9 protein-coding genes are annotated in these 10,281 nt (G+C 63.2%); 8 read left to right on the top strand and 1 reads right to left on the bottom strand.

Features of this window, described 5'->3' with window-relative positions:
* Positions 1 to 417 precede the first annotated feature (417 nt).
* Genes ACN0SE_RS19790 through ACN0SE_RS19825 form a run of 8 tightly spaced genes read left to right on the top strand, consistent with a single transcriptional unit; the run spans position 418 to position 8,900 of the window.
* On the top strand, positions 418 to 1,458 hold the full coding sequence (locus ACN0SE_RS19790) for a LacI family DNA-binding transcriptional regulator (RefSeq protein WP_417526256.1): 1,041 nt from the start codon (positions 418 to 420) through the stop codon (positions 1,456 to 1,458).
* Entirely contained in the window at positions 1,455 to 3,065 is a 1,611-nt protein-coding gene (locus ACN0SE_RS19795; RefSeq protein WP_417526257.1) for an FAD-dependent oxidoreductase, read from the top strand. Before ACN0SE_RS19790 ends, ACN0SE_RS19795 begins: the two co-directional genes overlap by 4 nt.
* A gap of 38 nt (positions 3,066 to 3,103) precedes the next feature.
* The gene (locus ACN0SE_RS19800; RefSeq protein WP_417526258.1) at positions 3,104 to 4,348 is read left to right on the top strand and encodes an ABC transporter substrate-binding protein; all 1,245 of its coding nucleotides are present in this window, start codon (positions 3,104 to 3,106) and stop codon (positions 4,346 to 4,348) included.
* A gap of 16 nt (positions 4,349 to 4,364) precedes the next feature.
* The gene (locus tag ACN0SE_RS19805; RefSeq protein ID WP_417526259.1) at positions 4,365 to 5,294 is read left to right on the top strand and encodes a carbohydrate ABC transporter permease; all 930 of its coding nucleotides are present in this window, start codon (positions 4,365 to 4,367) and stop codon (positions 5,292 to 5,294) included.
* On the top strand, positions 5,284 to 6,126 hold the full coding sequence (locus ACN0SE_RS19810) for a carbohydrate ABC transporter permease (RefSeq protein WP_417526260.1): 843 nt from the start codon (positions 5,284 to 5,286) through the stop codon (positions 6,124 to 6,126). The genes ACN0SE_RS19805 and ACN0SE_RS19810 overlap by 11 nt, the downstream gene beginning before the upstream one ends.
* Before the next feature lie 4 nt (positions 6,127 to 6,130).
* Positions 6,131 to 7,186 carry an ABC transporter ATP-binding protein gene (locus tag ACN0SE_RS19815; RefSeq protein WP_417526261.1) on the top strand — a complete coding sequence of 352 codons (1,056 nt, stop codon included), beginning with the start codon at positions 6,131 to 6,133 and terminating at the stop codon, positions 7,184 to 7,186.
* An 8-nt stretch (positions 7,187 to 7,194) separates the two neighbouring features.
* Positions 7,195 to 8,199 (top strand): hydroxyacid dehydrogenase, encoded by a 1,005-nt coding sequence (locus ACN0SE_RS19820; protein WP_417526262.1) that lies wholly within the window; start codon positions 7,195 to 7,197, stop codon positions 8,197 to 8,199.
* A gap of 17 nt (positions 8,200 to 8,216) precedes the next feature.
* Positions 8,217 to 8,900 carry a ThuA domain-containing protein gene (locus ACN0SE_RS19825; protein WP_417526263.1) on the top strand — a complete coding sequence of 228 codons (684 nt, stop codon included), beginning with the start codon at positions 8,217 to 8,219 and terminating at the stop codon, positions 8,898 to 8,900.
* 12 nt (positions 8,901 to 8,912) lie between these two features.
* Here the strand turns inward: ACN0SE_RS19825 and ACN0SE_RS19830 are convergent, their stop codons facing one another.
* Positions 8,913 to 9,503 carry a transposase gene (locus ACN0SE_RS19830; RefSeq protein ID WP_417526264.1) on the bottom strand — a complete coding sequence of 197 codons (591 nt, stop codon included), beginning with the start codon at positions 9,501 to 9,503 and terminating at the stop codon, positions 8,913 to 8,915.
* Between the last annotated feature and the right edge of the window lie 778 nt (positions 9,504 to 10,281).

The raw sequence follows: 10,281 nt of genomic DNA on the forward strand, positions 1-10,281 counted from the left end.
AGTAAAAGACCTCACCATTCAGCAACTCCTCCCGGAACCGCAGGTTGAACCTTTCGCAACCCGACCCTACCGATGACCACCGCGCCCTCGATGCCGTCCTGCGGCGCCTCGTGGTGAGCGCGGACGCCATCAAGCGCGCTGCCCGGAGTTACACCTCTTCGTGGGACGTGACCAAGATGGGTTCTCCTCAGCCGGCAAGAGAACGGGCAGAGGAAGATACTCTCGTCTACGTGAATCAGGGCCAGAAAAATTCCCCAAGCGGGTCACTCATCTGGGCAAACGGCGCCTTTCGATCGCAGAAAATTTGGCGGGGTGGGGTCCCATTTCAGAGGATATCGCATCGTTCAATACCGGGTTGACCCAAAATGTAAGTGCGGTTATACGTATTAGCAGTTATACGTATAACTGGAGCCTAAGATGTCCCAAAGACGCCTCACGCAGAAGGAAATCGCCAAGCGCGCCGGCGTAAGTCAGGCGTCGGTTTCGATCGTGCTGAACGGGGCAGAGCGCGACAGAAAGCGAATCCCCGACGAGACACGCAAGCGGATCCAGAAGGTCATCGAGGAAACCGGATATGTCGCTGATCCGATTGCCCGCCGCATGGCAAAGGGACGAAACAACATCCTCGGAGTCTTCACCTACGAGCCGGCCTTTCCACGGGCGCAGGCGGACTTCTTCGCGCCGTTTCTATTCGGCATCGAAGAGGCCGCGCAGGAACAGGGTTATGACCTCTTGCTGATGACCTCGGCCGAGCGCGATGCGGACGGGGCCAAGCGGATCTTCGGCGAGCCAAACCGGATGCGGATTGCGGACGGTTGCCTGCTACTCGGGCGGAAATTCGACAGCAATGATCTGGAGCGCCTGGTGCAGGGCGATTTCGACTACATGGCCATCGGTCGCCGCGACGACGCCGGCGGGCCGGTCGACTATGTCGGTGCCGATTACGCCGAGGCCACCCGCGGGCTTGTCGAGCGGTCCCTGGCGCTCGGGCACGAAACATTCGCCTACATTGGCCAGAAGGACGGCGCGGAATCGATTGCCGACCGTTGGGCCGGGTTTCAGGCCGGGCTGACCGGCGCGGCCACGCTGTCCCTGCATGTGCCAGAGGTCGGCTTGCCGCCCGAGGCGCTTCTTGAGCAGGTGCGGGCGGTTGGCGCCACGGTGGTGTTCTTCATCGAGCTGGCCGACGCCATTCCCTTCAAGCGTGTCGCCACGGCGGCCGGGCTGAGCGTGCCGGGCGATCTCTCGATTGTCGTGCTGGGCAGCCACATCCGGCCTGACGACACCGGTACCCAGTTCGCCACCTACGCCATCCCGCGCGAGGAAATGGCGCGCCGTGCGGCGACGGCCCTGATCGCGCGGCTGGAAGGCCGCGACTACGCCAAGCAGACGCTTCTGCGCTGCGACCTGATCGAGGGCGAGACCCTTGGCCCCTCCAAGAGAAAGACTGAGACGTGAAAGAATTGAAGACGGACATCGCGGTCATCGGTGCAGGCACCGGTGGCGTCGCCGCCGCCCTTGGCGCCCTGAGATCTGGCCGCAGCGTGGTGATGACAGAGCCTTTCGACTGGATCGGTGGGCAGCTGACAAGCCAGGCCGTGCCCTCGGACGAACATTCCTGGATCGAGCAGTTCGGCGGCTCGCGGAGCTACCGCGAGCTCAGGACCGCGATCCGCCAATTCTACCGCGATCACTATCCGCTGACCGCGGGCGCGCGCAACTGGGGCGATCTCAACCCCGGCGCAGGATGGGTCAGCCGGCTCTGTGTCGAGCCGCGGGTGCCGGTTGCCGTCCTGGAAGCCTGGCTGATGCCTTATGTCGGCTCCGGCCGGCTGACGCTGCTGAAACCCTACGAGCCTGTCGCCGCCGAGATGGAGGGCGACCGGGTCCGCGCGGTGACCGTGCAGCACGCAAACTCCGGCGAGAAGGTGCAGATCGAAGCGGCCTATGTGATCGACGCCACCGAACTGGGCGACCTGCTGCCGCTGACCGGCACCGATTACGTCACCGGCTTCGAAAGCCAGGCCGAGACCGGCGAACCCAGCGCGCCCTCCGAGGCGCAGCCGCATAACCAACAGGCGGTGTCGATCTGTTTCGCGGTCGATCATGTCGACGGCAACCATGTGATCGACAAGCCGGCGAACTATGATTACTGGCGCAAGGTGCAGCCGGAGTTCTGGGGCGGGCCGCTGATCGGTTTCAAGTCTCCCAACCCCCGTACGCTCGAGACCAGCACCCGCAGCTTCACACCCAACCCCGGCGACAACCCGCTGCTGGTCGATGCCGACCAGCGCCGCAACCCGGGCGACGGCAACCTCTGGACCTTCCGCCGCATCGCCGCGCGCGACAATTTCGTCAAGGGGGCCTATGCCTCTGACGTCTGCCTCGTGAACTGGCCGATGATCGACTATTTCGAAGAGCCGATCATCGATTGCACGCGGGAAGAGTACGACGCCCGCATCGCCCGCGCCGCCGAGCTGTCCTACGCCGTCTTCTACTGGCTGCAGACCGAGGCGCCGCGGGAAGATGGCGGTCAGGGCTTTCCCGGCCTGCGCCTGCGCGGCGACGTCACCGGCACCGATCACGGCTTGGCCATGGCGCCCTACATCCGCGAGGCGCGGCGCATCCGGGCGGTGACCACCATTGTCGAGCAGGACCTCTCCTACGAAGTGCGCGGCGAGGCAGGGGCGGTGAACTACCGCGACAGCGTCGGCACCGGCATGTACCGGATCGACCTGCATCCCTCGACCGGCGGCGACAATTACATCGACGTGCCGTCCTGCCCCTTCGAGATCCCGCTGGGTGCGATGCTGCCGCGTGAACGCTCGAACCTGCTGCCCGCCGGCAAGAACATCGGCACCACCCATATCACCAATGGCTGCTACCGACTGCACCCGGTGGAATGGAACATCGGCGAGGTCGCGGGGCTGCTGGCGGCGCATTGCCTGAACGAAGGCACCGATCCGCACAGCGTGCAGGGTGACGATCCGCAACTCGAAGCCTTTCAGGAGCTTCTGCGCCAGCACGGCGTCGAGACCCGCTGGCCCGACGTGCGCGGCTATTGAGTTTCGCAATCAACGTGAATTCCATGGGAGGACCCACAATGAACCGACTGACACCCCTTGCCGCCGTTCTGGCGGCGACCACCGCGCTTGCCGGCGTGGTCCAGGCGCAGGAGCTGCGGATGACGATCTGGAGCGCCAACGAGGCGCACCTGGCCGTCTTCAACGAGATCGCCGACAGCTTCACCGCCGACCGCCCGGAGGTGAGCGTGACCTTTGAATCGCTGCCCTTCGCCAGCTACACCACCACGCTGACCACCCAGATCGCCGGCGGCAACCCGCCCGACCTGGCCTGGATCCTCGAACGCACCGCGGCGGACTTCGTCAACTCCGGCATCCTTGCGCCGCTGAACGAGGCCTTCACTTCTGCCGAGGGCTTCGACTACGGCGACATGATCGAGAAACCCACCGATCTCTGGCGGGTCGACGGCGAATTGTATGCCGTGCCGTTCTCGACCTCGCCGCTGGCGATCTTCGCCAACACCGACCTGATCGAAGCCGCAGGCGCGCGCACCCCGGCCGAGCTGATCGAGGCCGGTGAATGGACCTGGGAAAATGCCATGGCCACCGCCGCCAAGGTGGCCGAGGGTGACAAGGACGGCATCATCGTCCGCGACTTCAACTACCAGACCTGGCAGAACCTCGCCGCGATCTGGCGCGGCTGGGGCGCCGAACCCTGGAGCGCCGACGGCGATACCTGCACCTTTGCCGCGCCCGAGATGGTCGAGGCGATGACCTTCCTGCATGACGCCATCTTTCAGGACGGTGCGCTGCCCGGCCCGGGCGAGAGCGTCGACTTCTTTGCCGGTGACGCCGCCATGAGCATCACCCAGATCTCGCGCGCCTCGCTGCTGCCAAAGGGCGACGAGGCCTTTGCCTGGGATCTGGTGCCGCTGCCGGCCGGCCCCGCCGGTGAATATTCGGTGATCGGTCAGGCCGCCATCGGCGTCTTTCAAGACAGCCCGAACGCCGATCTGGCCGTCGACTTCCTGGCTCATATGACCAACCCGGACAACTCCGCCAAGCTGGCGCAGTTCTTTCCGCCGATCCGGCAGAGCCTGCTCAACGCCGAAACGCTCGGCGCCACCAACCCGCTGCTGACGCCCGAGATGATCGAGGCGGTCGTGGTGCAGGGCATTGCCAAGGGCGAGGTGCTGCCGGTGCATGAAGGCTACTCCGAGATCCAGCAACTGGTCCGGGCCGAGCTGGATGCGCTCTGGCAGCCAGAGGCGAACGTCGAAGAGGTGCTTGGCGCGGTGTGCCAGAGCATCCAGCCGCTCCTGTAAACGCAAAGGGACACCGATGACTGTCGTGGCCACCCATTCCGATCCACCCCGTCGCAAGCGCGTCTTCTGGACGATGGACCGCCGCGACAGTCTTGTCGGCTATCTCTTCATCGCGCCACAAGTGCTGGGCATCTGCATCTTCGTTCTGCTGCCGCTGGTGCTGGTTTTCTGGTATTCGCTGCACGAATGGAACGTGCTGGCGCGCACCTTCCGCTTTACCGGCACCCAGAACTACCAGCGCCTGCTCTCCGATCCCGGCCTCGTCAAGGTGCTGGGGGCGACCGGCATCTTCTCGGTCTTCCTGGTGGTGTTCAACATGTCGCTGGCGCTTCTGCTGGCGGTGCTGCTGAACCAGAAGCTGCGCGGGATCACCATCTTCCGCACGCTGTTCTTCTCGCCGGTCGTGGTGTCGCTGGTGGCCTGGACCATCGTCTGGAGCTTCCTGCTGCAAAGCAACGGCGGGCTGAACGGCATCCTGCAGGTCATAGGCATCGAGGGGCCGAACTGGCTGCGCAACCCGACCACGGCGATGATCTCGGTCGTGGTGGTGCAGGTGTTCAAGAACGTCGGGCTGAACATGATCCTCTTCCTTGCCGCCCTGCAGGGCGTTCCGAAGGAGCTCTATGAGGCCGCCCGCGTCGACGGCATCCCGGCCTTCGCCCAGTTCCGCCGTATCACCCTGCCGATGATCAGCCCGACGGTGCTCTTGACCTCGATCATCACCATCGTCGGCTCGCTGCAGGTCTTTGCCCAGATCGCCGTGCTCACCAAGGGCGGGCCCGGCATGTCGACCACGGTGCTGGTCTACTACCTCTATCAACAGGCCTTCGAGTTCCACAAATTCGGCTATGGCGCCACCCTGTCGATCCTGCTGTTTGCGATTGTCGCGGTGCTGACCTTCGTACAATGGCAGATGCGCAAGAGGATCGTCTTCTATGAAAAGTAACCTCTCGCCCCGGATGAAGGTGGCGGTCTACGGATTGATGCTGGTGCTGCTCATCCCCTTCGTCTTTCCGACCTGGTGGATGGTGACCTCTTCGGTCAAACCTATCTCGGACATCTTTGCCTTTCCGCCCGAGATCATTCCCAGCCGGTTTGACTTCTCGACCTACCGGCAGGCTTTCGAGTTGCAGCCCTTTGCCCAGCAATACTGGAACTCGGCCTATATCGCGGCCATCGTCACCTGTGGCACGCTGCTGTTCTCGGCGATGGCGGGCTATGCCTTTGCCCGGATTGATTTCCCCTTCGCCAATGCGCTCTTCATGGTGCTGCTGGTCGGGCTGCTGATCCCGTCGGAAGTGACCATCGTGCCGCTGTTTCAGATCTTCTTCGGCTGGGACATGATCAACACCCATTGGCCGCTGATCCTGGTGCCGATCTTCGGCGCGCCCTCGGTTTTTGCCACCTTCGTCATGCGGCAGTTCTTCATCGCCCTGCCGAAAGAGCTGGAAGAGGCGGCGCGCGTCGACGGGCTGGGGCGGTTCAAGATCTTCTGGACCATCGCCCTGCCGCTGGCCAAGCCGGCGCTCGGCGCCGTGGCGATCTTCACCTTCCTGCATTCCTGGAACCTCTATCTCGAGCCGATCGTGTTCCTCTCGAGCCCCGAAAAATTCACCCTGCCGCAGGCCCTGACCCAATTCACCGACGCCTATGGCGGTGCGATGTGGAACATCCAGCTTGCCGCCGCGACGATGACGGCCATTCCCGTGCTCATCGTCTTTGTCATCGCCCAGCGTCAGTTCGTCGAAGGACTGGCCCATACCGGACTGAAAGGCTGATCCCATGGCCCAGGTAACCTTCTCGGACGTGCAGAAATCCTATGGCGCGGTCCACGTGATCCACGGCGTCGAGATCGACATCGCCGACGGCGAATTCGTCGTCCTCGTCGGCCCCTCGGGCTGCGGCAAGTCCACCCTGCTGCGGATGCTGGCAGGGCTGGAAACCATCAGCGGCGGCGAGATCGTGATCGGCGACACCGTGGTCAACGACCTCGAACCCAAGCAGCGCGACATCGCCATGGTGTTTCAGAACTACGCGCTCTACCCGCACATGACGGTGGCCGACAACATGGGCTTTTCGCTGCATCACCGCGGTGCCTCGAAGGCCGAGATCAAGCAGCGCGTCGACTGGGCCGCCGGCATCCTCGGCCTCGAGACATATCTCGAACGTCGCCCCGGTCAGCTGTCGGGCGGCCAGCGCCAGCGGGTCGCCATGGGCCGCGCCATCGTGCGCAATCCCAAGGTGTTCCTGTTCGACGAGCCGCTGTCGAACCTCGACGCCAAGCTGCGCGTGGTGATGCGCGGCGAGATCAAGGCGCTGCACCAGAAGCTGAAGACCACGACGATCTATGTCACCCACGACCAGGTCGAAGCGATGACCATGGCCGACAAGATCGTGGTGCTGAACGGCGGCCGGATCGAGCAGATCGGCAGCCCGCTCGAGCTTTACGACAACCCGGTCAACCAGTTCGTCGCCGCCTTCATCGGCTCGCCCTCGATGAATTTCATCGAAGGGCATGTCGAGGGTGCGAATTTCGTGGCCGGCGATGCGCGGCTTCCGGCGCCCACTGCGCTGCCCAATGGCAAACCGGTCATCTACGGCGTGCGTCCCGAGCATTTCCGGCTCGACCCGCAAGGCGGCATCGCGGCCGAGGTGGTGGTGGTCGAGCCGATGGGCTCGGAGACCCAGGTGACCATGCAGATCGCTGGCCAGAACGTGTTCGGTATCTTCCGCGAGAGGGTCTCGGCCAATCCCGGCGAGGTGCTGACCTTGGGCGTCGACCAGGCCCACACCCATCTCTTTGACGCGGGCTCGGGTCTGCGGCTCACGGCGGCCTGATCGGCGTCATGTACAAGCCACCACTGCTTTTCGCGATGGACCCGGGGCTAACCGAACGTGTCCTGAGCGCCGAGGCGCTGTCCCAGCTGGGGGCCGCCTGCGAGGTGCTTGATGCCACCCGCTACACCGCGTGGGACGCCGCCGCCACGCTGCTGCCCCGCACCGAAGTCCTGGTGAGCGGCTGGGGCTGCCCGCCGCTCAGCGCCGAGGTTCTGGACCGTGCGCCACGACTAAGGCTCATCGCGCACACCGCCGGCTCGGTTAAACGGCTGCTTGTTGATCCCAAGTTCTTCGCGCGCGGCATTGCCGTGACCACCGCCGCCGACGCCAACGCGATACCGGTGGCGGAGTACACGCTTGCCGCGATCCTTTTCGCCAACAAACAGCTGTTCCGTATGCGCGAGTTTTATCGGCAAGGGCGGTCGCGCAAGCTGACCGATCCGCTCGCCGCCGGACTGATCGGCAACCTAGGCAAGCGGGTCGGCATCGTTGGGGCTTCGCGGATCGGGCGGTTGGTGGTCGAGAAGCTCAAGGGTTTCGACCTTGACGTACTGATCCACGATCCCTTTCTTCCTTCAGACGATCCGATCCATGCCGTAGCCCGGCAGGTCGATCTGCAAGAGGTCATGGCCGCAGATGTGGTCTCGCTGCATGCTCCCTTGCTCGAGACCACTCGCGGCATGATCGGCACCCGAGAACTGGCACTGATGCCCGATGGGGCCACGCTGGTCAACACCGCGCGCGGCGCCATCGTCAACCAGCCAGCACTGATCGCCGAGTTGACCAGCGGCCGCTTGAACGCCGTGCTTGATGTGACCTTTCCCGAAGTACCCGAGCCTGCGTCACCGCTCTATGACCTGCCGAACGTCTTTCTCACCCCGCATGCCGCCGGCGCGCTCGGCACCGAACAGGAACGCTTGGGCGAGCTGATGGCGGCGGAGGTAACACGGTTCTGCGCTGGCCAGCCGCTGCGCCATGCGCTCACCGCCGAAGCCTACGCTCGAATGGCCTGATCCCAAGGAGCCTGCACATGCCAGAGACTAAGCCGCGTGCGCTGATCGTCCACGGCGGTCTGGAACTGCACCAGCCGAGACAGGGCGCCGAGAAGGTCGCCGACATGCTGACCATGAGCGGTATGGATGTGACGGTGCGTGACGACGCTAACCTTCTTGTCGCTCCGGACGTGGCACAAATGGCATTAGTCGTGCCGGTGATCACCGGTGGAACCATGCGACGAGACAAGGTCGCTCCTCTGCTCGACGCACTACGAAACGGCACCGGCATGGCAGGCTATCATCACTGTATGTCGACCACCTTTCGCGATTTGCCACAGTTTCGCTATGCCGCCGGGTGCACCTGGGTTGCCCATCCCGGCAACATCATGCGCTACCGGGTTCGCGTCACTTGTCCCAACGATCCGATCATGGCCGGGATCAAGGATTTCGATCACTTGTCCGAGCAGTACTACATGCATTTCGATCCGGCGGTGAAGGTGCTGGCCGAGACGACCTTTTCCGGCGAGCACCATCCTTGGCGGACAAACGTGACAATGCGGGTGACCTTCAAGACGCACTATGGCGCCGGACGGATATTTTTTACCACACTTGGCCACGCGGCAGATGAACTTGACCTCGTCAACGTCCGCCGGATGCTGCATCGCGGACTGCTCTGGTCGGCGGGAATGTCCGGCGAAAAGCTGGGCAAGGTGCCTTAGCAACTGTATTTTTCAGGCGGTCAGACGTGACCACTTTTGACGTGATTTGCACAGGGCATTTGCGATTGTGACGAGTTTTCTGGCGACGGCGATGATGACCACCTTGTGGGGCTTTCCAGCCGCGCGCAGGCGGTCCGCGAATGGTTTGGGAACCGGATTGTGGTGGCTGGCAACGAGAGCAGCCTGGAATAGAACGTGGCGCAATAGCCTTCTCCCTCCGCCAATTGCACGCTTCCCACGAAGGGCACCGCTGTCATGCGCGATAGGCGCAAGACCGGGCAGCGCTGCGGCTTGCTCGCCCGAGAGATGGCCCAGTTCGGGCATCTCGGCAATCAGCACGGTGCTGGCAACCGGACTGATGCCAGGAACCGAACGCAAGATTTCGGCAGCAGAAGCCAGTTCATCATCCGAGACGATGGATTGTTCGATCCGCGCCTCCAACTCTGCAATCTGGCGATCCAGCAGGTCTTTCAGATCGCCATCCATCGACGCGAACGTGTCCGCCGAGCCGAGCTTTTCTTGTGCCTTGATCTGTGCAAGGAGGCGTTTGCGCGTCTCGACAAGCTGCCCACGTTTCGAGACCAATGCCCTGAGAAGGCGCAATTTTTCATGTGGTAGGCTTCGCCCGGCCTAGGGGCGGAAGGCCATGAAACGCGCGATGAGTTCAGCGTCAATCCTGTCTGTCTTGGCACGTGTGCCCCGGCTGGCCGCGAATGCCTTGATTTAAGCAGGAGGCACTTGCCTGGTGGCGACCCCGGCAGCGTCGAGGGCCGCCCACAGACGCCATTCCTGACCTCCGCCATTCGGGAAAACGATCCCCAGATCGTTTTCTGATCCTCATCGCCTTCGAAGCACACCAAAGCGCCGACCGGTCGAGCCAGATGAATGAGCTGCTGATGCCCCTCATCCGTGTTTGCGAACCGCAGCCTCTGGCCTTCCGGCAGGAAATGAATATCCAGCCAGTCGCGCGACACATCTATACCGATGATCCGTGCCCGTGATACCTTGTTCATGCTCTCTTCCTTCTGCTCCGCGGTCCTCGGAGGCCGCAGTCAACTGTCCGAGACGATGAATAGGGACGGTGCTGGCTCGCTAACAAACGTGGTCAAACCCACAAGGCTCAGACGCCATACACCGCCCCGTCAACAACCTCGGCCAAGGTCGCTGACGGGGTCAGAATAGCAAAGGCAAGATACAGAAGGGTCAGGACCCATTGATATCCGCAGGATGAGTGACCTGCCCCCTGCGGGCCATGAGGAATGGCTTGCAGCTCCGGGACTGGCCGATGTGATCCCTGCACGATCCAAGCGAAGTCCTAGAAAAAAGGTGCAAGGTGCAAGGGGATGCATTCTGGCGCCGCCACTGAATGGAGGGCCGAAGC

This window comes from Marinovum sp. (assembly GCF_048263515.1).
In the GTDB taxonomy this organism is placed as follows: Bacteria; Pseudomonadota; Alphaproteobacteria; order Rhodobacterales; family Rhodobacteraceae; genus Marinovum.

Excerpts from the sequence above, each read along its gene's own strand:
- ACN0SE_RS19815 (WP_417526261.1), top strand. The coding sequence starts at position 6,131 with ATGGCCCAGGTAACCTTCTCGGACGTGCAGAAATCCTATGGCGCGGTC.
- ACN0SE_RS19790 (WP_417526256.1), top strand. The coding sequence starts at position 418 with ATGTCCCAAAGACGCCTCACGCAGAAGGAAATCGCCAAGCGCGCCGGC.
- ACN0SE_RS19805 (WP_417526259.1), top strand. The coding sequence starts at position 4,365 with ATGACTGTCGTGGCCACCCATTCCGATCCACCCCGTCGCAAGCGCGTC.
- ACN0SE_RS19800 (WP_417526258.1), top strand. The coding sequence starts at position 3,104 with ATGAACCGACTGACACCCCTTGCCGCCGTTCTGGCGGCGACCACCGCG.
- ACN0SE_RS19825 (WP_417526263.1), top strand. The coding sequence starts at position 8,217 with ATGCCAGAGACTAAGCCGCGTGCGCTGATCGTCCACGGCGGTCTGGAA.
- ACN0SE_RS19820 (WP_417526262.1), top strand. The coding sequence starts at position 7,195 with ATGTACAAGCCACCACTGCTTTTCGCGATGGACCCGGGGCTAACCGAA.
- ACN0SE_RS19810 (WP_417526260.1), top strand. The coding sequence starts at position 5,284 with ATGAAAAGTAACCTCTCGCCCCGGATGAAGGTGGCGGTCTACGGATTG.